This is a genomic window from Ruminiclostridium papyrosolvens DSM 2782, assembly GCF_029318685.1.
GTDB lineage: Bacteria > Bacillota > Clostridia > Acetivibrionales > DSM-1351 > Ruminiclostridium > Ruminiclostridium papyrosolvens.
In genome coordinates this window covers 2,657,149-2,679,678 of record NZ_CP119677.1, presented here as the reverse complement: position 1 = coordinate 2,679,678, position 22,530 = coordinate 2,657,149, and the positions used below count along the sequence as shown (strand labels likewise).

The 22,530-nt window shown below is 36.3% G+C and carries 19 protein-coding genes and 1 riboswitch; of the genes, 17 read left to right on the top strand and 2 right to left on the bottom strand.

Annotated elements, in window-relative coordinates:
• Window positions 1-22: 22 nt before the first annotated feature.
• From mutL to hfq, 3 genes are all read left to right on the top strand, one after another.
• Window positions 23-2,017, top strand: coding sequence for a DNA mismatch repair endonuclease MutL (mutL, locus tag P0092_RS11850; protein ID WP_004618048.1), 1,995 nt, complete (start codon window positions 23-25; stop codon window positions 2,015-2,017).
• Between the two features lie 11 nt (window positions 2,018-2,028).
• Window positions 2,029-2,955, top strand: a complete 927-nt coding sequence (gene miaA / locus P0092_RS11845; protein ID WP_004618050.1) for a tRNA (adenosine(37)-N6)-dimethylallyltransferase MiaA — start codon at window positions 2,029-2,031, stop codon at window positions 2,953-2,955.
• Between the two features lie 152 nt (window positions 2,956-3,107).
• The gene (gene hfq / locus P0092_RS11840; protein ID WP_004618053.1) at window positions 3,108-3,350 is read left to right on the top strand and encodes an RNA chaperone Hfq; all 243 of its coding nucleotides are present in this window, start codon (window positions 3,108-3,110) and stop codon (window positions 3,348-3,350) included.
• A 92-nt stretch (window positions 3,351-3,442) separates the two neighbouring features.
• On the opposite strand, the gene lexA is transcribed toward hfq, so the two are convergent.
• Complete coding sequence (lexA, locus tag P0092_RS11835) at window positions 3,443-4,090, bottom strand: transcriptional repressor LexA (protein ID WP_004618055.1); 648 nt, start codon at window positions 4,088-4,090, stop codon at window positions 3,443-3,445.
• Window positions 4,091-4,300: 210 nt separating this feature from the next.
• On the opposite strand from lexA, the gene P0092_RS11830 reads away from it, so the two are divergent.
• The 14 genes from P0092_RS11830 (at window position 4,301) to P0092_RS11765 (ending at window position 21,521) form a co-directional block, all read left to right on the top strand.
• Window positions 4,301-4,591, top strand: a complete 291-nt coding sequence (locus P0092_RS11830; RefSeq protein ID WP_276186901.1) for a LysM peptidoglycan-binding domain-containing protein — start codon at window positions 4,301-4,303, stop codon at window positions 4,589-4,591.
• Between the two features lie 155 nt (window positions 4,592-4,746).
• Complete coding sequence (locus P0092_RS11825) at window positions 4,747-6,813, top strand: hydrogenase 4 subunit B (protein WP_004618060.1); 2,067 nt, start codon at window positions 4,747-4,749, stop codon at window positions 6,811-6,813.
• Between the two features lie 69 nt (window positions 6,814-6,882).
• Complete coding sequence (locus P0092_RS11820; protein ID WP_276186900.1) at window positions 6,883-7,788, top strand: respiratory chain complex I subunit 1 family protein; 906 nt, start codon at window positions 6,883-6,885, stop codon at window positions 7,786-7,788.
• A 26-nt stretch (window positions 7,789-7,814) separates the two neighbouring features.
• Entirely contained in the window at window positions 7,815-8,477 is a 663-nt protein-coding gene (locus tag P0092_RS11815; protein ID WP_004618064.1) for a hypothetical protein, read from the top strand.
• A 25-nt stretch (window positions 8,478-8,502) separates the two neighbouring features.
• A complete protein-coding gene (locus P0092_RS11810; RefSeq protein ID WP_004618066.1) occupies window positions 8,503-9,990 on the top strand; it encodes a hydrogenase 4 subunit F in 1,488 nt (495 codons plus the stop codon).
• Between the two features lie 4 nt (window positions 9,991-9,994).
• Window positions 9,995-11,587, top strand: a complete 1,593-nt coding sequence (locus P0092_RS11805; RefSeq protein ID WP_004618069.1) for an NADH-quinone oxidoreductase subunit D-related protein — start codon at window positions 9,995-9,997, stop codon at window positions 11,585-11,587.
• Between the two features lie 24 nt (window positions 11,588-11,611).
• Window positions 11,612-12,412 (top strand): NADH-quinone oxidoreductase subunit B family protein, encoded by an 801-nt coding sequence (locus P0092_RS11800; RefSeq protein ID WP_004618071.1) that lies wholly within the window; start codon window positions 11,612-11,614, stop codon window positions 12,410-12,412.
• 34 nt (window positions 12,413-12,446) lie between these two features.
• Window positions 12,447-12,704: a hypothetical protein gene (locus tag P0092_RS11795; RefSeq protein ID WP_004618073.1), complete on the top strand. Its 258-nt coding sequence runs from the start codon at window positions 12,447-12,449 to the stop codon at window positions 12,702-12,704.
• A gap of 87 nt (window positions 12,705-12,791) precedes the next feature.
• Window positions 12,792-13,955: a cysteine desulfurase family protein gene (locus P0092_RS11790; RefSeq protein ID WP_004618075.1), complete on the top strand. Its 1,164-nt coding sequence runs from the start codon at window positions 12,792-12,794 to the stop codon at window positions 13,953-13,955.
• Window positions 13,952-15,127, top strand: coding sequence for a tRNA uracil 4-sulfurtransferase ThiI (gene thiI / locus P0092_RS11785; RefSeq protein WP_004618077.1), 1,176 nt, complete (start codon window positions 13,952-13,954; stop codon window positions 15,125-15,127). The genes P0092_RS11790 and thiI overlap by 4 nt, the downstream gene beginning before the upstream one ends.
• A gap of 305 nt (window positions 15,128-15,432) precedes the next feature.
• Window positions 15,433-16,125 carry a DUF2225 domain-containing protein gene (locus tag P0092_RS11780; protein WP_004618079.1) on the top strand — a complete coding sequence of 231 codons (693 nt, stop codon included), beginning with the start codon at window positions 15,433-15,435 and terminating at the stop codon, window positions 16,123-16,125.
• Window positions 16,126-16,265: 140 nt separating this feature from the next.
• A complete protein-coding gene (locus P0092_RS11775; protein ID WP_004618081.1) occupies window positions 16,266-17,258 on the top strand; it encodes an AIR synthase family protein in 993 nt (330 codons plus the stop codon).
• Between the two features lie 138 nt (window positions 17,259-17,396).
• Entirely contained in the window at window positions 17,397-18,635 is a 1,239-nt protein-coding gene (locus P0092_RS11770; protein WP_004618083.1) for a serine hydroxymethyltransferase, read from the top strand.
• 216 nt (window positions 18,636-18,851) lie between these two features.
• Window positions 18,852-18,951, top strand: a riboswitch (NiCo riboswitch).
• A gap of 65 nt (window positions 18,952-19,016) precedes the next feature.
• Window positions 19,017-21,521 (top strand): cation-translocating P-type ATPase, encoded by a 2,505-nt coding sequence (locus tag P0092_RS11765; RefSeq protein ID WP_004618085.1) that lies wholly within the window; start codon window positions 19,017-19,019, stop codon window positions 21,519-21,521.
• A 5-nt stretch (window positions 21,522-21,526) separates the two neighbouring features.
• On the opposite strand, the gene P0092_RS11760 is transcribed toward P0092_RS11765, so the two are convergent.
• The gene (locus P0092_RS11760) at window positions 21,527-22,417 is read right to left on the bottom strand and encodes a helix-turn-helix domain-containing protein (protein WP_004618086.1); all 891 of its coding nucleotides are present in this window, start codon (window positions 22,415-22,417) and stop codon (window positions 21,527-21,529) included.
• Window positions 22,418-22,530 lie beyond the last annotated feature (113 nt).

The window sequence follows — 22,530 nt, the reverse complement described above, 5'->3', positions numbered from 1 at the left end:
TTGATATGATATGGGGTGAATTATGGGGCGCATAATTGTACTGGATGAAAATACTTCAAATAAAATAGCTGCGGGGGAAGTTGTTGAAAAGCCTGCTTCCGTTGTAAAGGAATTAGTGGAGAACTCTATTGATGCCGGTGCAACCAGCATCTCAGTAGATATAAAGAATGGCGGTATATCATATATAAAGATAACCGATAACGGAAGTGGCATGGATGAGGACGATGTAGAAATTGCCTTTGAGCGTCATGCCACAAGCAAAATTAAAAGGGCAGAGGATCTTGATTCTGTCATAACAATGGGTTTCAGAGGAGAAGCTCTGGCAAGTATAGCCTCAGTCGCATCTGTTGAGCTTATGACAAAGACAGCAGCAAGTACGTACGGAATGTATGTACACATAAGAGGTGGAGTTTTTCAAGATGTAAGGCAGACAGGATGTCCTGTCGGGACAACCTTTATTATTAAAGATTTGTTTTTCAATACTCCTGCACGTTATAAGTTTTTGAAGAAGGATTCTACAGAAGCGGGTTATATCTCAGATACAATATCAAGAATAGCTTTGGGTAATCCGGATATTTCTTTTAAACTGACAAACGGAAAAACAACATTAATTCATACCCCGGGAAATAATGACTTAAAAAGTGTAATTTACAGCATATACGGAAAAGAATTAATAAAAGATCTTGTTGCGGTAGAGTATGCTGATGAAAAGATAAAGATAAGCGGGTATGTAGGGAAACCTGAGGCTGCCAGATCAAACAGAAACTATCAGTCCCTTTATATAAATAAAAGATACGTAAAAAGTAAAATGGTATCTTATTCTGTTGAACAAGCTTTTACAAGCATACTAATGAAAAACAGATTTCCTTTTTTTGTATTGAATATTGATATTAACCCTGTATTGGTAGATGCCAACGTGCATCCCGCAAAAACCGAGGTACGGTTTGCCGATGAAAGCAATCTGTCCAGAACCATATACATGGCTGTTTCAAATGCGCTTACTACAGGTGGAAGCCTGTTTAATCCTGTATCGGTTCCTAATAAAGACAGAGAGCTGTTTAAGTTCACAGGCAATTCCCAAAATAAAGTGGAATATCTTCAAAAGGAAATTGAATTGAATAAGCAGGAGGACTATAAAAAAGCCGAGGAAATACGGTTATTTACAAAAGCTCTGGAACCTTTGGCAAAGACTGATGTAAATAAAGTAAGTACGTCCTTGGAGAAGCCTCAGACAGATACATCCTCCTTCACTTTTACAAAGTCTGAAGAGTATAATGTAAGGCAGCCACAGGAAGTTACAGTTGAAGTGAAACAGGAAAAAACTACAGAACTTAACAATAATTCTGAGGTAATAAAAGAGGCTGATTTTTCTGAGGAGGTTGCAGCAGTTTTAAGTGAAGATGACGGAGAAATACATACAGAAAATGTACATCCTGAACTTGCCGACATGAAATATATAGGCCAGGCCTTTTCTACATATATTCTTTTGCAGAGTAATGATGAGCTTGTTATGGTAGACCAACATGCCGCACATGAAAGAATAATATATGAAAAGCTCAGAGTAAAATTTGATTCTCAGGAGAACACAACCCAGCTGTTGTTGGAGCCTGTAGTCATACAACTACAGCCATTTGAACTGGATGCAGTAAAATCCAAGCATGAACTTTTGAAGGGAATAGGATTTGTTTTTGAGGATTTTGGAAATAATTCCATTATTATCAGAGGAATTCCATATATGGTAGGGGACTGCTCCCCAAGAGATATATTTATAGAACTGACACAAAAGCTTCAGGAATCAATAAGGCCTGTCAGCACACCTCTGGCAGACGAAATAATTCATACTATTGCGTGCAAGGCTGCTATAAAGGCAAATAAAAAACTTGATGAAAAAGAAGTACATCAACTGTTAATTGAGCTCTCCAAAACAGGACGAAGGTATACCTGTCCTCACGGACGCCCTACCGTAATACGCCTGACAAAATATGAAATAGAGAAAATGTTTAAAAGAATTGTTTAGAAAGGGATTTTATGAACCGAGTTATAGTTATAGTTGGGCCTACTGCATCAGGAAAAACAAATTTATCTATTGAGCTTGCAAAAAGAATGAATGGAGAAATTATTTCTGCCGATTCTATGCAGATTTATAAATATATGGATATTGGGACTGCAAAACCCACAAAAGAAGAAATGCAGGATATAAGTCATTATCTCATTGACGAAGTACTTCCCAATGAAGACTTTAATGTTGTAAGGTTCAAGGAACTAGCCGAAAAATATATAGACAACATTCTTGAAAATGGTAAACAGCCAATTGTTGCAGGGGGCACAGGACTTTATATCAGTTCTTTGATAAACAATATTAATTTTAGTGAAAGTGAAAGCGACTGGGAACTCCGGGAGGCTTTAAAAAAAGAGGCAGAAGAATTCGGGCCTGAGTATCTCCATAAAAAGTTACAGGAAGTTGACCCGAATTCAGCGTTAAGTATTCACCCCAATAATATAAAAAGAGTAATAAGAGCTTTGGAAGTGTACTATCAGACGCAAAAGCCTATTTCTTATCATAATGAGATATCAAGGAGCATACCTCCAAAATACCAATTTGTTCTTGTTGGTTTGAATATGGACAGGCAGGTTTTATATGAACGAATAAATAAAAGAGTGGATATTATGATACAAAATGGTCTTGTAGATGAAGTAAAAAGGCTTGTAGACCTTGGCTATGCCGATAGCATAATATCCATGCAGGGTATTGGATATAAAGAAATACTGGAGTTTTTGAGAAATAATATAACACTCGAGCAGGCAATAGATAATATTAAACAGGGAACCAGAAGATATGCAAAAAGACAGATTACATGGTTTAAGCGAATTCATGGAATTAATTGGTTTAATGTAGATAATTGTGGAAATAATATAAATGTAATAAATGAGATTTATGAATACGCAAAAGGCTAAAAACCTTGGTAGAACTATATTCTTGTTGCATGAAATGGCATTATCTAGTAAAATAAAAAGAGTAATCTTAATATATCAAATTTAAGTTAAGCCCGTTTCTGTGGGGATAGCTTATGTGGATAAATATATATATAACAAAGGAGTGAATTACTTTGGTAAAGAATACTATTAATTTGCAGGACATTTTTTTGAATCAGGTAAGAAAGGAACACATTGCTGTTACTATCTATCTTACAAATGGGTTTCAATTAAAGGGTATGGTTAAGGGGTTTGATAATTTCACTGTGGTTCTTGACAGTGACGGAAAGCAGCAGTTAGTATACAAGCATGCAATTTCCACTATAAGTCCAATGAAATCGGTGAATCTTATATTTAATGAGCAGGGAAAAGAATAATAGCTACATATTGTAAATATGTAAATAATAAAACGCAAAAGGATAACAAATTTTCCTTTTGCGTTTTTTATTTGTTATGTAAAGTATTATAGCTACATGCGTCTGAAGACACCAATTACTTTTCCCAGAATTGACAAATCATCTTTTACAAGGATGGGTTCCATACTGCTGTTCTGGGGTTGGAGCCTTATATAGTCTTTTTCACGGTAAAAGGTTTTACATGTGGCCTCATCACCAATCAAAGCTACAACAATGTCACCATTATTTGCCGAAGATTGCTGTCTTACCAGTACAAAGTCCTTGTCAAGTATTCCTGCTTCTACCATACTCTCACCTTGAATTCTTAGCATAAATGCATCACTGTTTTGTACGAAATCTACAGGGAGGGGGAAAGTATCAGTAATGTTTTCAACGGCAAGGATAGGCTGGCCTGCTGTAACTCTTCCCACAACAGGAACATCTACCATTTCTCGTGAAGTATAATACCCGTCTTTACTAGTGCGGCTTTCTTTAACCTGACTTGCTCTATTTAAAATTTTGATTGCTCTCGGCTTAGTAGGATCCTTTTGAAGAAGTCCGCTATCAATAAGCTTTTGCAGATAGGAATGTACTGTAGAAGTTGACTTGAAACCTACCGCTGAACATATTTCCCTTACAGAAGGCGGATAACCGTTTTCATGAACACATTTATAAACATAATCAAGAATTTCCTGTTGTTTGTTAGAATTCTTTTTTGCCATAAAGACCTCCCTGAGCGAATGCCCATAGTTTTTATGTAATAAAAGTCTTATATTCAAAAAGCACAGTTATTACTGCTATAGTATAACACATGAAAACCAGAAAATCAAACTAATGTTCGGATAATTTTCCAAAAGCTATTGACAAAAGAACACACGTTCCTTAAAATAATAAATATAAAGAACGTATGTTTGTTGCTTGGGAGGGTTAATATGGTGAGAAAGAAATATGTTTTGAAAAATAAAAAAAGATTTCTATGTTTTTTGTTCTTTACTTTGTTTCTTACATTTACTCTTATTTATACAGTCAAAGTGGCAGGTTTTACTGATACGCAGTACATTACAGTTACGGTAGGCGAGGGTGATTCTTTATGGTCTATAGCCTCCAAGTACGGCGGTAATACTGATATCAGAAAGAAGGTATATTTGATAAAAAAGATAAATCACATGAGTTCAAGTGATTTAAGTGAGAATGTATCTCTGCTTGTTCCTGTCGACAAATAAATATATAATTTAATATTTTTTGATTAATTAGATAAAAACATGCAATTATCCTACAAAGAGTCGCGCTTATTTGACATTTAAAATTCATGGTAGTATTATATAACCTGTGTTTATTAAGTCTTTATAATAAGGGGTTCTTTGGAGGTTTGTGGTCAATGTCGTCAAATCAATTAGCAGTGTTCTTCATAGTAAGTGTAATCTTTTATATAATCGGAGCATTGGCATCTCTATCTTCATTCTCAAGTTCAAAGTGGTCAAACAGGTTGTCAAATACCTTTGCACTTTTAGCGAGCAGCTTACTTACATATTTAATGATTTACAAGTTAACATATTCCGGAGACGTATCTATAAATATAGATTTTAATACAAATATTCCTTTTTTAGATATGAAGTTTAATATTGATAATCTATCTGCATTTTTTATAATGATTATTTCAATAGTAGCAATTATTGTTTCGTTATTCTCATATACATATATGTCCCACTACTTTTCTGAAAAAAATATATCTGTATTCGGTTGTTTATATAATCTGTTTATCGCTTCAATGGTTCTTTTGGTCTCAAGCAGTAATCTTCTGCTCTTTTTGGTTTTTTGGGAATTGATGTCTCTTCTTTCTTATTTTCTTGTTATATATGAGCATGAAAAAGAGGAGGTGCAGAAAGCCGGCAGGATATACATTATTATGACCTATACCGGAACAGCTTGTATTACGGCAGCCTTTGTTTTAATTGCAGCCTATACAGGCAGTTTTAATTTTACATCAATTAATTTACAGTCAATACCTCAAGGTGCTGCTAATATTATTTTTGTGCTGCTGCTGATTGGGTTTGGTACCAAAGCAGGTATTATTCCTGTACATATCTGGTTGCCATATGCCCACCCGGTAGCTCCAAGTAATATATCAGCGTTGATGTCAGGTGTAATGATAAAGATGGCTGTTTATGGTCTCATAAGATTTATTTTTAACATTCTTCCTATGGGTCATTTGTGGTGGGGAGTAGTATTACTTTGCGTAGGTATTGCTTCAGCATTATTCGGAATTACATATTCTATCGCTTCAACTACAAATATTAAAAGATTATTGGCATATTCCAGCATAGAGAATATGGGGATTATTTTGGCAGGCCTTGGAATAATGCTTATTGCCAGAGCATCGGGGAATTATTTTCTGCTTTCCCTGTCCTTAACGGCAACACTTCTGCATACACTGAATCACGCTGTTTTCAAGTCACTGCTTTTCATGGGGGCAGGTGCAGTTCAATATTCTGTACATACAAAAAATATGGAGAAACTGGGCGGGCTGATAAAAAAAATGCCTATTGCCTCAGTGCTTATTTTCGTTGGTTGCCTTTCTATTTCTGCAGTACCGCCCTTTAACGGCTTCATAAGCGAATATATGATTTTTAAGACGATTATTAGCAGTATAAGCTATTTTGCATCATCCCAAAGCTTCCTGATGGTTGTTGTCCTGATGATTGCTGCAGCTGCACTTGCCTTAACCGGGGCTTTGGTTGCATTTTGCTTTGTTAAATTTTTCGGTATAAGCTTCCTTGGAATGCCAAGAAGTAAAGTGGCAGATACTGCCAAGGAGCCGGGAAAACCAATGCTTGTGGCACTTGCAATAGCAGCAGTGCTTTGTTTATTGCTTGGCATATTCCCGAATTTTGCCATAAATCTTATACACAGTGTTGACAGTCAATTGGTTGGAATAAAGACTTTAGGTGCGGCCTTGCCGTTAACCGTACCTCGTGAATTACCGGTACATAACAGTAGTTTGAATATATCTTCGGGTCTTATTGCCATATTGTTGGTAATATTGGGAGCTTTATCCTTATTGGTGGTAATGGCACTAAGAAAAAGAACCTCTGTAGAGCGTTACAATACTTGGGATTGCGGATATACAAAGCTAAATTCTAAAATGCAGTATTCTGCCACAGGATTTTCAAAATCTTTGAGAATTATATTCAGAGGGTTATTTAAACCTGCAAGGGACTTAAAAATAACAGAAGGAGTAGCACCTTATCATATTAAAGCGGGCAGATATACAACATCTACGGTGAAATTTTTTGAAAAATATCTGTATCAACCTTTTGTTAGTACTATAATTTATTTTTCAAGGAAAATGCGTTTTACAATTCAGACAGGGAGTATACATGCCTATTTAATGTATTTCTTTGTGATTATGGTGCTTATGCTTTTATATTATTCAATTACGGCATGATTATAAAAATTTATCAACGATAAAAGGATTGTTAATATGTTAGTGTCATTATTAAAGTTTTTATTTCAAATGTTTTTTATACTTTTAATAGCTCCCATATTTACCGGAGTAATAAGGAAAATCAAAGCAAAAATACAGCATAAAATAGGTGCTTCGATTTTTCAGCCTTATTATGATTTGATAAAGTTGCTTAAAAAAGATTTGGTGATATCAAGCACTTCTTCGTGGATTTATAATGTTGCTCCATACGTTTATTTTATAACTTCTCTTGCTGCAGTTATGTGTTTGCCTGCAGTTTATCAACTTAAAGGGTTTTCCTTCTATTCTGACCTTCTGGTAATAGTTTATCTATTGGTAGCCGGACGTATTTTCATGGCACTGGCAGGGCTGGACACCGGAAGTACCTTCGGAGGAATGGGAAGCAGCAGAGAATTGTTGGTTTCGGCTTTGGTAGAACCTGCGCTATTCCTTATTATCATTACGGTAGGCGCAAACCCTGAAATTACTTCAACCAGTGTTTTTTCAATATATGATTATTCAGTAAAAAACAGCTCCGGTATATTTTCAACTATAAATATATTATTGTTTGCAGCTATGCTGATGGTAATGATTGCAGAATCCTCCAGAATTCCGGTTGATGACCCTTCAACACATCTTGAGCTTACAATGGTTCACGAAGCAATGACTTTGGAATACTCAGGCAGACATCTTGCTTTTATAGAAATGGGTACATATATAAAGCAATTGGTATTTATGACATTTATGGCCAACATATTACTTCCTGTTGGTTTAAACATGGAAAATGTATTAGTTGGACTTGGCATATATCTGTTAAAGTTAGTAATAATTACCTTATTAGTGGGTTTTATTGAGATTAATACAGTCAAATTCAGGCTTTTCAGTCTTCCAAACTATGCTGCAATTGCTCTCATTATAGCCGTTTTAGGGTTTTTGACCCGGTTTGTTTTAAGATAAAAACAATATGGTATGGAGGAAAACAAATGTACAATAATGCTTTAAACCTTTTAGCAATTCTTATATTAATTTCGTCTTTTTCGCTTGTGGCAAATAAGCGTCAAAATGCCTATATTACAACATTCCGATTTCAATCACTCATACTTGCTTTGATTTCACTGCTTATTTCAGTTAAAAGTATGGTTGAAACAAAGAAGTTTGATGAGGTTATTTTTATATTTTTGTTAATTGTAGTATTTAAAGTAATAGTAATTCCACTGGCTATGAGAAGAACCTCCGACAGGGTTGAATATAAGGTTGAAAAGGATTTTTTTATAAATATTCCTATTTCAATGCTTATCTGCTGCGGACTGGTTGTTCTTTGTTGGTACGTAGTTCATAATGTAGAAGGTATAACAAATCCAACAACAGAAAATTATCTTATTTATTCTTTATCCGTTGTGATGATTGGGCTATTCTTCATGATAAGCAGGAAAAAGGCATTGGGACAGATTATTGGATTTCTTGTTATTGAAAACGGATTATTTCTGGCTGCAATGATGACTACAGACGGAATGCCAATGATTGTTGAGCTTGGTCTTTTCTTTGATTTATTAACTGCGTTTTTGATTATGGGTATATTTGTTTTCAAAATCAATAGCACTTTTGATTCAATAGATGTAAACAAATTAAAGCACTTAAAAGGTTAAATTATTTAAGTTTCATGGAGGGCATATGATTCCGGCATTTATAGTTATACCGGTGCTGGCAGGTGGGCTGGTATGGATTAGCAGAAATAAATTATTTATACATGCTATAAACTTAATTGGGGCAGCAGGATTACTGATAATATCAATCCTGTCACTTATTGATATTAATAATAATAAGGTGATTGCAAGCTCCGGTTTATTCAAGAATCTTTTTTATATGGATTCACTTAGCGGTTACATATTGTTTATAACTACATTGGCGTTCTTTTTAGTTTCACTCTATTCAATAAGTTATTTTGGACAAGAACTGAAGAAAAAGGTTATTACAATTGGTAAGCTAAAGTTATATTATTCATTATCCAATGCATTTGTACTGTCAATGATACTGGCATTAACTACTCGCAATATGGGAGTCATGTGGATTTCTATTGAAGCTACTACTCTGGCTTCTGCGTTTTTGGTTGGCTTTTACAATAATAAGCGTGCAATTGAAGCTGCGTGGAAGTACCTTATTATTTGCTCGGTTGGTATTGCGTTTGCCCTGCTTGGAATTATTCTCCTGTTTTATTCGTCTACTGTTAAATTGGGAGGGGCTAGGATTTCAGGGCTTGATTGGAGTTATCTTATAAAATATGCTGCTGCACTTGACCCCAGTATATTAAAAATCGCATTTATATTTATATTAATAGGTTTTGGTACAAAGGTTGGTTTTTCACCTATGCATACATGGCTTCCGGATGCTCACAGTCAGGCACCTTCGCCTGTAAGTGCACTTTTATCAGGAGTATTGCTCAATACTGCTATGTATGGGGTAATAAGGGTTATGTCCATTGTGAATAAATGTCTGGGAAGCAGTAATTATACGGGAAATCTTCTTATTGTCCTAAGTGTACTTTCAATTGGTACCGCTGCTGTATTCATATTGGTTCAGCAGGATTATAAACGTATATTGGCATATTCCAGTATAGAGCATATGGGAATCATTGCTTTAGGCCTTGGTATATGTACACCTGTGAGCATTTTCGCGGCACTTTATCACATATTTAATCATGCAATGACAAAATTGATGTTGTTTCTGGCGACGGGAAATGTTTATTTAAAACACCACACCAAAAAGATTTCCAGTATCCATGGTCTAATAAAAACAATGCCTGTAACAGGAATTGTTTTTGTACTGGGTACTTTTGCAATAACGGGTATGCCTCCTTTTGGTGTGTTTATGAGTGAATTTAATACTGTCGTGGGAGCACTGTTTGCAAAAAAATATCTGGTAACGGCTTTGCTTCTGATATTTCTTTCAATGGTTTTTGCCGGATTTACTAAACAGTTGGGAAAAATGTTTTATGGTAAAAATAGCAACCCTGAGATAAAGCCGGGGGAACTGGACATTATCGGGCCTACTGTACTTATTATTCTATTATGTATTATAGTATTGGCAGGGGTATATATTCCGACGCCTTTCAAAGAGTTAATGGATAATACAACAGATATTATACTGGGAATTGGAGGTTAACTTTATGGTTTCGGAAGCTATATTTGATACTATAAATAGATTATTAGCCCCTCATGTACAAGAAGGCAGGCTTATCAATGAAAATGAAGTCTACTTCTGCATTTCTCCTTCCACTGTGAAGGAAGACTGTATCAATGTATATGAAAATATTGAATGTGTGCTTGTTGATTTATTTGCAAATGATACTACGCCAATTAACAATAAGCTTACTGTATATTACACATTTGCGGTAAGATCATCCAATACGATAGTTACACTGTATTCGAAACTTGAGAATGACGGTTCAGCAATGCTTGATTCCATAGCTTTGGAGGTACCGGCTGCAAGTTTGTACGAACGTGAGATTCATGATATGTATGGAATAGACTTTAAAGGGTGTCCTGACAGCAGGGAGTTGGTTCATCACGGAAATTTTCCTCAGAACGTTCACCCTTTAAAAAGGGACTTCAAGGTCAATAAACATCTGCCGTTTCAGCATAGAGATTTGGAATTTTCAAATATTTCAGGTAAAGGCGTTTTTGAAGTGCCCGTTGGGCCTGTACATGCCGGTATTATCGAGCCGGGTCATTTTAGATTTAGTGTGGCAGGGGAACCCATAATAAACCTTGAAGCAAAATTATATTATGTACACCGTGGACTTGAAAAACTATGTGAGAATCAGCATTATATGAAGGCCCTTTTGTTTTCTGAAAGAATTTCAGGGGACGAGACATTTACCAATTCACTGGCCTTCTGTCATGCAATTGAAAAACTGAACGGTATAACATATATTCCCGAACGTGCGGCATATTCCAGGGTAATATTTGCGGAACTTGAACGTATATGCGGCCATCTGGGGGATATATCAGGACTATGTGTAGATACGGCTTACATATTTCCTTCAGGTCAGTTGGGGATGATGAGAAGATGGATACAGCTTCTGAATGAACAGCTTACAGGGAGCAGGTTTCTTAGAAATACCAATAAACCCGGTGGCTTAAGACGTGACTTTATACGTAATAATGAGAAAATTATTCTGGAATGCATTAACAAGCTGGATAAAGAGTTTAGGGAAACAGTAGCTATAATTAAAAACAACGGAATGTTTATAGATAGGGTCGAGCACACCGGAATATTAGCTAATTCTATTGCAGCTGATTTGAATGTGGTTGGACCTGCAGGAAGAGCCAGTGGCCTGAAAACTGATGTGAGAAAAGAATTCCCGTACGATGCATATTCAAAACTTAAATTTAATATTCCGGAACACGGTAATTGTGACGTTAATTGCAGAATGAATGTAAAAATAGAAGAAGTAATGGAGTCTATAAATATCATAAAGCAGGCATTGGGAAAAATGCCGGAGGAGGGGCTTGTTCACGTTGATATTGGCGAGCTTAAGCCATACTCCTATGGCTTTGGGATGACAGAGTCTCCCAGAGGTGAAAATATACATTTTGTAATGACAGGTGAAAATAACACTATTTTCCGCTATAAAGTAAGAACACCGTCTTTCTGTAACTGGCCGGCCCTTTGTCACGCGGTAAATACTAATACTTTGACGGACTTTCCGTTAATAAATAAGAGTTTTAATCTCTCGTATGCAGGAAACGATTTATAGAACTGCACGTATTAGGAGGAATAAATGTATAACATAGTAAAAAAGATGATACAGCATGGTACGGTTACACTACAATATCCCAAAAAGAATACAAAAAGTACTTATATTACAGGTATTCCGGAATTTGATTATTCAAAATGTGAGCGATGCGGTAAATGTATTTCTGCTTGTCCCACAGGGGCATTGGTTCTTGTTGACAAAGACGGCGAAAGAGAGAAATTGCCGGCAGTAAATGCTGATGAGTGTATATTTTGCAGGTTTTGTGAAGAAGCTTGTACAAATCAGGCCTTAAAATTATCCAATAATTTTGAGCTTGCCCAGAAAAGCAGAGATTTGCTAAGAGCTACACCTTTATATGTCATAGATGAAGAAATAAATGGTACTGATTATGAGCTCATTGGTAAAAAGTTAAATGAAAAAGTCGCCAAGAAGTTTGGAAGAAGCCTTAATATCAGAGAAGTTGATGCCGGCTCTTGTAATGGTTGTGATTATGAAATTCAGGCACTTAACGGGCCATATAACGATATCGAAAGGTTTGGGATACACTTTGTAGCATCGCCAAGGCATGCAGATATGCTTCTGGTGACGGGCTGTGTTTCTAGAAATATGGAAGAAGCATTGGTCAAAACCTATAATGCAACGCCATCTCCAAAACTGGTAGTAGCTGCAGGAGCCTGTGCTTGCAGCGGCGGACTTTTCAAGGACAGCTATGCAGGAAGAAATGGAATTGACACGATTTTACCGGTAGATGTATATATTCCGGGCTGTCCCCCTAGGCCTCAGGCATTAATTTATGGTATACTAAAAGGAATCGGACGATTATAAGATATATATTTTGCCAGAAGGAGGTAGCACGATTTTGAGGATTGAAATCGTGCAAGCTATAATGACAGACCAATGTGAGCTATATGACAGAGAATGTATAGATTGCGGAGAATGTGATTTGTGTGATCTTGATTCTACAAAGCGTTGTGATGATTGCGGGATGTGTATTGATGAAGTTGATGAATATCGCAGTGTTACTATTCAGGACTTTATGAAGGAGCACATAACAAAGGATCAGGTAAAGAAACTAAGCAAGAAATTAGAAGAAAAAGACAATAGCCAAAAGAAATAAAAAAATTAATATATACTAATAATATATTTGAATCAGTTATATAACTCGGGATAAAGCTGCTCGAGTTATAATTATGAGAGGTTATATATGGACAGAGAGATTTATCTCGATAACAGTGCTACCACAAAGCCATACGATGAAGTTATCGAGTATATTGCAAAAGTAAGCAGAGAGTTTTATGGAAACCCATCTTCCTTACATACAAAAGGTATAGAATCAGAAAATCTGGTAAAGAAGGCAAGAGGTCAGATTGCTGAAGCTTTAAAAACAGATTCAAAAGATATTTGTTTTACATCGGGAGGAACCGAATCAAATAATCTGGCAATATTAGGTTATCTGAAGGCAAACCCGAGAGCAGGTAAGCATGTCATAACCAGTGAAATTGAACATCCGTCCGTTTTAGAAGTATACAAGCAATTAGCTCAGGAAGGATATAAGGTAGATTATATTCCTGTAGACAAGGATGGAGTTATCAGATTGGATTTTTTAAAGGATATTGTTTCAGCTGATACATCCATAATAAGTATTATTCATACAAACAATGAAACGGGTGCTATACAACCAATAGAAGAAATTTGCAGCCTTAGAAAAAAGCTGTGTCCCAATGCTGTAATTCATGTTGATGCGGTTCAGGCCTTTGGCAAAACACTAATAAACCCGTCAACCTGTAATGTCGACTTGATGTCAATTAGTTCTCATAAAATACACGGTCCAAAAGGAGTTGGAGGGCTTTATATACGTAAAGGACTAAGATTGAAACCTGTTTTAATAGGCGGAGGTCAGGAATCAGCATTGAGGTCGGGTACCGAGAATGTACCGGGTATTTGTGGCTTTGGATTGGCAGCAGAAATTATATTTTCAAAGCTTGATGATAATTATAAAATAACAAATGAACTTAGAAACCATTTTGTAAAAAGGGTAAATGATACCTTTGAGGATGCGGTTGTCAATTCACCCGAAAATGCTTCACCGTACATTATAAATGTTTCATTCCCAAATCTGAAATCAGAAGTACTGCTGCATCACCTTGAACAAAAAAATATATATGTTTCAACGGGCTCGGCATGTTCTTCACGCAAGACACATCACAGTCATGTATTAAAAGCCATGGGTGTAAGCTCCAAGTATATAGACGGTGCAATACGTTTCAGCTTATCACATACCAACAATATATGTGAAATGGATGAGACAATTGAGGCACTGAAAGAAATTATTCCGATTATAAGTATAAAACGTGGAGGTAAAAGATGAATAAAATAATATTGGTACGCTATGGCGAGATAATTCTAAAGGGATTAAACAGGCCTGTTTTTGAAGATAAACTTATTGGAAACATAAAGAGTGCGATTTATAAATTTGGAAAAGCAAAGGTAATGAAATCTCAGGGCAGAATTTACATTGAACCTCAGGAAGAAAACTATGACTTTGATTCAGTCCTTGCAAAGGTAGCCAAAGTATTTGGTGTTGTTTCGGTAAGCCCGGTCTGGAAGATTGAAACCGAGTATGAGACAATCAAGGCGACCTCCCTTAAAATGGCCTCCAAACTGATTGAAGAAAAGGGCTATAAGACTTTTAAGGTTGAGACTAAAAGAGGTAACAAAAGGTTTCCTATGCAATCCCCTGAAATAAGTGCCGATGTTGGAGGCTTTATATTGGAAAATATAGAGGGCTTATCTGTTGATGTTAAAAATCCTGATTTTATACTGTATCTTGAAGTAAGAGAAAGCACTTATGTTTATTCTGAAACACTAAAGGCACAGGGAGGTATGCCTCTCGGCTCAAACGGTAAAGCACTTCTGCTGCTTTCAGGAGGAATAGACAGTCCCGTTGCGGGATGGATGATGGGTAAAAGAGGTGTGGAGATTGAAGCGATACATTTCTATAGCTACCCTTATACAAGCGAAAGAGCAAAGCAGAAAGTAATTGATTTGGCTCAAATAATGGCCCAGTACTGCGGTAAAATCCGCTTGCATGTGGTTCCATTTACCGAAATACAACTTAAAATCAACGACAATTGTCCTGAAGAACAGCTTACTATAATTATGCGAAGGATTATGATGCAGATTGCCGAGAAAGTAGCAGCAAAAGTAAATGCCATGGCACTTATTACAGGAGAAAGTATGGGACAGGTTGCCAGCCAGACTATGCAGAGCCTTTATTGTACCGATGCTGCTGTAAATATGCCGGTTTTCAGGCCTTTGATTGGCATGGACAAAGTTGAAGTGGTAGACATAGCGCGGAGGATTGATACTTTTGATACCTCAGTACTTCCGTATGAAGATTGCTGTACGGTATTTGTTGCAAAACATCCTCAAACCAAGCCAAAGCTTGAGAAGATACTACAGTCCGAGTCGGCTGTTGATTTTGAGCCTCTTATTAATACTGCTGTTGAAAATATTGAAGTTATTATTATAAAACCTTAATTTAACTTAACTTACAGGGAAATAATAAAACCTGAGTGATTTTTTAGCAAAATGCCCATATACATTTATAATTATGGTAAAATAATTTTAGCAGAGAATTTGCTGGAATTTATTCGATTAAATGTTTCCATAAATTAGAAATATTGTATAGGGAATCATAGAATGATAAGGGCGGCAAAATAAATAGTTGAAAAATTAGTGTAGAAGTGTAGATATTTATAAGCCTGTCAGAGGGGAATATGCTGTGGATCAAAAAACTTATGAATTATTGAATTTGACTGATTAAAAAGACTAGGGGTATTGCCATGAATGATTTACTTTACAACAAAAAAGTTGTATGCCCTGTTTGTAACAGGGAAATTGAAGTTACGAAAGTTAAGACTAAAGGGTGCAGAGTAAAATCCAGAGATACGGATTTATGTGTATATTACGAAGGTATTAATGTACTCTTTTATGATGTGTGGGTTTGTGAAAATTGCGGTTATGCTGCTTTGCAGGATAAGTTTGATAATATATTCACAAGGGACATTCCAGTAATAAGAGATAAGATTTCAGGCCATTGGACCAGAAGAAGCTTTTTAGGGGAAAGAGATGTTGAACATGCTTTGGAAGCATTTAAACTTGCTCTTCTTAATCTTCAGGTAAGAAAGGCCAAAAGTAGTGAAATAGCTAAGGTTTGTCTTAGAATTGCTTGGCTTTACAGAGCGAAAGAGGACAAAAAGGAAATAGATTTTCTAACTTTTGCAGCAGAAGCTTATAATGATGCCTATCAAAAAGAGAGGTTTCCGCTGGACAAACTTGATGAATACACCTGTATGTACATAATAGCAGAGCTGTACAGGAGAATAGGAAAACTCAATGAATCAGTACTTTGGTTCAGCAGAATTGTTTCCTCCAGTGGTGCCAGAAGTAATCCAAAATTAATAGATATGGCAAGGGAACAGTATCAGTTGGCGAAAGACCAATTGGCAGCTAATGAAGGTAGTGTTGAAACGTAAGCATCGAAGCATCCACTGAAAATTCAAACTTAGCGGATTAAAACAGTATATCCCTGTTTTAATCCGTTTCTTATGCTATACTATTTAAATAACTGCAACATTAAGGCCGGTTATCGGCTCAGGAGGCTAAAAGATAATACATGGAAGCTGGTAAAATACCAAACGACATATTAAATAAAATTATTATTGGAAAAATTAATACCTTCAGAAAAGAAGTTATAATGCGTCCCGGAATTGGTGAGGACTGTTCGGCAATAGAATTTGATAAATATGCATGTGTCATGTCTACCGACCCAATAACAGCTGCCGGCAATAATGCAGGACGGCTTGCCGTTCATATATCCTGTAATGACATAGCTTCTTCCGGTGTAGAGCCCTTGGGTATTATGGTTACTATATTGTGTCCCGTGGGTACGACAGAAATTGAGCTGGAACAGCTTATGGAACAGGTTTGCGAAACCGCCGGACAACTCAATGTAGAAGTTATCGGAGGACATACTGAGGTGACACCTGCGGTTAATAAGATTATTTTGTCTACCACCTGTGTAGGTAAAGCGCTTAAAGATAAAGTTATATCATCTACGGGGGCAAAACCGGGAGATAGTGTTATATTAACCAAAACTGCCGGACTTGAGGGTACTGCAATTATTGCAGGTGATTTTGAAAATGAATTATTGAGTTATCTGGGTAAAAACGAACTTGAGTATGCAAAGAGTTTAATCAATTCCTTGAGTGTTGTTCCCGAAGGGGTTCTTGCAGGAAAGTTTGGCGCAACGTCAATGCATGATATTACTGAAGGAGGAGTACTTGGAGCTGCTTGGGAAATCGCAGAAGCATCTGGTACGGGAATAACTGTAAATAAGGATTCAATACCCATTGAACCGGTTACTCGCCGGATTTGTGACTACTTCGGAATAAGTCCTTTAAGACTGATTTCCAGTGGATGTATGATTATAACCTGTCAGGATGGCGAAGGTTTGGTAAAGCTTCTTGAAAAAAATAATGTTAAGGCAACCATAATCGGAATAATTACTGACAAAAATTCCGAAAGAATACTGATGAGCAAGGAAGAAGGGACTGTAGTTGAAATTGATGCTCCCGGCCCTGATGAACTGTACAAAGTAATTAAATAATGCATAAATATGTAATATAAGTGCGATATTTTGCATATTTAATTGACATTTATATGGTTATTTTATTATAATTTTACTTGCGTGGATAAAATAACGAGCAAATGTCATAAATTATTGACATTGGAGTGGAGGCATTTTATGTACAATATTGATACAATAAAGAAGATGGACCCTCAATTAGCAGAGGCTATTGAGTTAGAAGTTAACAGACAAAGAAATAAGATAGAATTGATTGCTTCAGAGAATTTTGTAAGTGATGCTGTTATAGAGGCACTTGGCACACCATTAACAAATAAATATGCTGAGGGATACCCCGGCAAAAGATATTATGGTGGATGCGAGTACGTTGATATAGTTGAACAGTTGGCTATTGACAGAGCTAAACAAATTTTTGGTGCAGAGCATGCAAATGTTCAACCACATTCAGGAGCACAGGCTAACACCGCAGTTTATTTCGCTTTCCTTAATCCGGGAGATACTATTCTCGGAATGAATCTTGCACATGGAGGACATTTAAGCCATGGTAGTCCTGTTAATATATCAGGAAAATACTACAATGTTGTACCATATGGAGTAAGAGAGGACAACTGCTACATAGATTATGAGGAGCTGAGAAAAACCGCTAAGGACAACTCACCCAAAATAATTGTAGCAGGAGCAAGCGCATATCCAAGAACACTTGATTTTAAGGCATTTAGGGAGATTGCAGACGAAGTTGGCGCAATACTTATGGTTGATATGGCTCACATTGCAGGTCTTGTTGCTGCAGGATTGCATCCAAGTCCTGTTCCATATGCTGACGTTGTAACAACTACAACACACAAGACCTTAAGAGGCCCAAGAGGCGGTATGATTCTCTGTAAGCAGGAGTATGCTAAGAAAATCGACAGTGCTGTGTTCCCCGGAAATCAGGGTGGCCCATTAATGCATGTTATTGCTGCTAAAGCAGTTAGCTTCAAGGAAGCACTTACTGATGAATTTAAAACATATCAGCAGAACATTGTTAAAAATGCAAAAGCTTTGGCTTCCGCACTTATGAAAAAAGGTTTCAAACTGGTTTCTGACGGTACAGACAATCACCTTATGCTTGTAAACCTGACTAATATGAATATTACTGGTAAGGAAGCTCAGCACAGATTGGACGAAGTATGCATAACATGTAACAAAAACGGTATTCCGTTTGATACTCAGAGTCCATTTATCACCAGTGGTATAAGACTTGGAACTCCGGCTGTAACAAGCAGAGGAATGAACGAAGAAGATATGAAGGAAATTGCGGACTTGATTTATCTTACAATTACAGATTATGAAAATTCAAAGTCCAATGTTTCAAAGAGAGCAGAAATTCTTTGCAGTAAATATCCTCTTTATAAGTAGAATTACAAATAGTAAAGCCTATATCGGTGACAAGCCGGTATAGGTTTTTTGTTTTTAGCAGGACTGAAAATTGATATTAATTATCATTAATAATTAATAATAATTCTCAACTAATTAATAATATTAAGCATAAGCTTAAATATATTAATATTTTTTTAATGAATTTGTTGACACTTTTAATATTAATATAATACAATATATTATATTAATTAAATAAAACTATAATTTAGAGCAGGCGATGCAGCTGTAGACCTTTTAAGACAGTTGTGTGGGGCTGGGCCGAAACGGCAACAGGATATAAACCTGTGGGACTAAGTATTTTTAGTCTCACAGGTTTTTTTGTGCCAATGTTATTATTATTTTTATAATCAAGGAGGAAGTATGTCAAAATTTTTTGGTTTTAAAGGGGACTATTCAGGACTCACTGACAATCAAGCCATGGAAAATCAAATAAAATATGGTATGAATGAACTTAGTCCTGAGAAAAAGAAGAACCTATTTATAAGGATTTTGGGTGTTTTTAAAGAACCAATGTTTATACTTCTATTTTGTACTGCAATTATATACTTTTTTTTGGGAGAAGCACGAGACGGTATTATTATGCTATGCTTTGTTACATTTATGACAGGTATCAGCTTTATTCAGGAATGGAGAACGGACAAAACTCTTGAGGCGCTAAAAGAATTAGCCTCTCCAAGAATACGTGTAGTCAGGAATAATCGTATTATAAATATTGAAAGCAAAGAAATTACCATTAACGATTTAATGATATTGGAGGAGGGTGAGAAAATACCCGCCGATGCCAGAATCATTGAGATGTTTGACTTTGGAGTCGATGAATCTTCACTGACAGGTGAATCCGAAATCGTATGGAAAAAGGTATGCAGTGATAATGATGTTAATAAAATTTCTGAAGATTTTTGGAGAAAAGATGTTTGCTATGCAGGGACAACAGTAATACAAGGCAGTGCTATTGCAAAAGTAATTTCAATAGGCAGGGATACGCAATATGGTAAAATCGGATTAGATATTCAAGGCGTGCCGGAACGGCCAACACCTCTTGAAAAGCAAACCAGACACCTTGTGAAGATTTGTGCTTTAATAGGGTTGGGCTTTTTCATATTGGTTTCGCTAATTACACTTATTCATACAGGAAGTATAGTTGACAGTATTCTTTCAGGTATTACTCTGGCTATGGCAATGATACCTGAGGAGTTTCCGGTTGTTCTGACTGTATTTTTGGCAATGGGCGCATGGAGACTTGCCAAGAAAAATTCACTTGTAAGAAAAATGCCTTCTGTTGAAACGCTGGGGTCAGTTTCTGTATTATGTGTCGATAAAACCGGAACATTAACCAAAAATCAAATGACTGTAAAGGAGACATGTCCTCATAATGGTTTTGATGCTAATGAATTAGGTTATTGGGCAGCCTTGGCATGTGAAACGGAGCCTTATGATCCAATGGAAAAAGCAATACTAAATTACATTGAGAATAACGGTTCTGATAAAGAAGATGTTTTTAAAAACCCGTTGTTATTTGAATATTCATTTAGCTCAGATACTAAAATGATGGGGCATGTGTGGAGTATAGAAAACTCAGCAACCTTAGCCGCAAAGGGAAGTCCTGAAAGTATATTACCCTTATGCTGCCTTACCAAAGAAGCTACGGACAATGTTGCCGAGCAACAAACAAGGTTGGCATCCAAGGGTTATAGAGTAATTGCTGTTGCAAGAAGTATAGATATGAAAGAATATCCTGACACATTGAAGGAATGTAAGTTAGACTTTGTTGGTCTTATAGGTTTACAAGACCCTCCCAGAGATGAAGTGCTGGAATCAATTAAGGTTTGTAAGTCGGCAGGATTAAGAGTAGTTATGATAACCGGAGATAATGGTATTACGGCACAATCCATAGCCCGCGAAATAGGCATATCGCACAGCAGTAACGTAATAACAGGGCCGGAGCTTGAATTAATGCCGGATGAGGTATTACTGGACAAAGTCAAGGATACGAATATATTTGCTAGAGTTATGCCAAGACACAAGATGCGGATTGTAAAGGCCCTGCGTGATAATGGGGAAATCGTTGCAATGACAGGAGATGGTGTAAATGATGCACCTGCCTTAAAGTATGCTGATATCGGAATAGCCATGGGTAAAAGGGGAACAGGTGTTGCCAAGGAAGCCTCGGATATGATTCTTCTGGATGATAATTTTACTACCATTGTCGAATCGGTTGGGGATGGAAGAAGAATTTACGATAACATCCGAAAAGCAATAGAATATATCCTTGTAATACATATACCAATAGCTTTAATAGCGCTTTTGGCACCACTGCTTCACATGCCTTTGGTTTTATTGCCTGTAAACGTCGTTTTGCTGGAACTCATTATAGACCCTACCTGTTCTATTGTATTTGAACGATTGCCGGCAGAAAAGGACATTATGCATAGAAAACCACGATCCAATAACGAAGCACTTATAACCGGCTCGCTTATATTAAAATCTATATTACAGGGACTGATAATTTTTGCTGCGGCTTTCGGAGCATTTACCTACTTCTTTAAAAGTGGTGCAGGTGAGCCGGAAGCAAGAACCTTCGCGGTGCTTGTACTGGGTATATCCAATTTGTTACTTGTTTACATAAACCAATCAGATACAGAGTTTGCTTTCAGAAATATGGTTAATTTTAAGGATAAGGTTGTTATAACTGTTAATTCTATAATAATTGCAGTACTGATTATCATAACCTATGTACCGACAATAAATGGGATTGTACAAACTGCGCCACTTAGTGCAAAAAATTTCTTGTTTGCTATAGCTGTTTCAGTTGTGGCTACAATGTGGTGGGAAATCGTAAAACTAATTAAACGGAGAAAAATTTAATAATTTTAATTTAAATCTATATTTGAATAAATTAATTTATACCTTGCCCGGTATTCCTTGGGGGTTATACCGGTAATCTTCTTGAATTGCCTTGAAAAATAGTTGCTGTCAGAAAAGCCGCTCTCCAGTGCTATATCAGCAATACATAAGTTGCTGTTTTTAAGCAGTGAACAGGCATGATTAACCCTGAGGTGCAGAATACAATTAAAGGGGGTAGTTCCATAATTCTCCTTAAATATTCTGTTAAAATGCCTTACGGACATATGTGCTTCATCTGCTAACTTTTCAAGTTTTATCGGGTTAAGGTAATTATCTTCTAAAAACAATATAGCTTTTGCCAGATGTACAAATGTATCGTGCAAGAGTTTATTTTCAATAATGTATTGTCTTGATAAGTATACAACCATTTCCATAAAACGAGCGTAGATCATGGTTTGATAGCCCTGATCTTTTCTTTTGTATTCTTCGTTAATACGAGCTCCAAGTTCTGCTACATATTCCAGACTGGAAATAGAGAGTGACAGGGTATTACTGAAACTGTACTTTTTTCTGAAAAAAGGCTCCAATACAAAAAGAGCCTGGTAACCGGGAGATTTCTTTATATCATTACAGATTTCGTCGAGCCGTTCTGGTTTGTACATTATATTTATTATTTTAAAGTTATGTGGATCTTTATACCCGTGAGATAAATCCATATTAAAAACAAAAACATCACCTTTTTTTATAAAGAATTCCTCTGAATTGACAATATGAGTGGCGGTTCCGTTTAAAACTATCACAAGTTCAAAAAAATCGTGGTGGAAATGTTCAGGCATAGCATCGTCATGGAATCCATACTGAATAAAAAAGGGAAAGCTGGGGTCTTGCGTAAAATAATGAAGATACATATACTCCATTTATTTCATCTCCTTGTCTAAATAATGCTATTTTTAGACTAGAAAGTCAAGGAATATTGTATATTTTTGTTATATATTTAAATAAAAGTTAATCTGACTCTTATCAATTACAA

What these genes read in the sequence shown, in the direction of transcription:
- P0092_RS11770 (WP_004618083.1), top strand. Translation starts at nt 17,397, where the DNA reads ATGTACAATATTGATACAATAAAGAAGATGGACCCTCAATTAGCAGAG.
- miaA (WP_004618050.1), top strand. Translation starts at nt 2,029, where the DNA reads ATGAACCGAGTTATAGTTATAGTTGGGCCTACTGCATCAGGAAAAACA.
- P0092_RS11775 (WP_004618081.1), top strand. Translation starts at nt 16,266, where the DNA reads ATGGAAGCTGGTAAAATACCAAACGACATATTAAATAAAATTATTATT.
- P0092_RS11815 (WP_004618064.1), top strand. Translation starts at nt 7,815, where the DNA reads ATGTACAATAATGCTTTAAACCTTTTAGCAATTCTTATATTAATTTCG.
- P0092_RS11805 (WP_004618069.1), top strand. Translation starts at nt 9,995, where the DNA reads ATGGTTTCGGAAGCTATATTTGATACTATAAATAGATTATTAGCCCCT.
- P0092_RS11810 (WP_004618066.1), top strand. Translation starts at nt 8,503, where the DNA reads ATGATTCCGGCATTTATAGTTATACCGGTGCTGGCAGGTGGGCTGGTA.
- P0092_RS11790 (WP_004618075.1), top strand. Translation starts at nt 12,792, where the DNA reads ATGGACAGAGAGATTTATCTCGATAACAGTGCTACCACAAAGCCATAC.
- P0092_RS11830 (WP_276186901.1), top strand. Translation starts at nt 4,301, where the DNA reads ATGGTGAGAAAGAAATATGTTTTGAAAAATAAAAAAAGATTTCTATGT.
- P0092_RS11760 (WP_004618086.1), bottom strand. Translation starts at nt 22,417, where the DNA reads ATGGAGTATATGTATCTTCATTATTTTACGCAAGACCCCAGCTTTCCC.
- P0092_RS11820 (WP_276186900.1), top strand. Translation starts at nt 6,883, where the DNA reads ATGTTTTTTATACTTTTAATAGCTCCCATATTTACCGGAGTAATAAGG.
- mutL (WP_004618048.1), top strand. Translation starts at nt 23, where the DNA reads ATGGGGCGCATAATTGTACTGGATGAAAATACTTCAAATAAAATAGCT.
- P0092_RS11765 (WP_004618085.1), top strand. Translation starts at nt 19,017, where the DNA reads ATGTCAAAATTTTTTGGTTTTAAAGGGGACTATTCAGGACTCACTGAC.
- P0092_RS11780 (WP_004618079.1), top strand. Translation starts at nt 15,433, where the DNA reads ATGAATGATTTACTTTACAACAAAAAAGTTGTATGCCCTGTTTGTAAC.
- lexA (WP_004618055.1), bottom strand. Translation starts at nt 4,090, where the DNA reads ATGGCAAAAAAGAATTCTAACAAACAACAGGAAATTCTTGATTATGTT.
- P0092_RS11800 (WP_004618071.1), top strand. Translation starts at nt 11,612, where the DNA reads ATGTATAACATAGTAAAAAAGATGATACAGCATGGTACGGTTACACTA.
- P0092_RS11825 (WP_004618060.1), top strand. Translation starts at nt 4,747, where the DNA reads ATGTCGTCAAATCAATTAGCAGTGTTCTTCATAGTAAGTGTAATCTTT.
- thiI (WP_004618077.1), top strand. Translation starts at nt 13,952, where the DNA reads ATGAATAAAATAATATTGGTACGCTATGGCGAGATAATTCTAAAGGGA.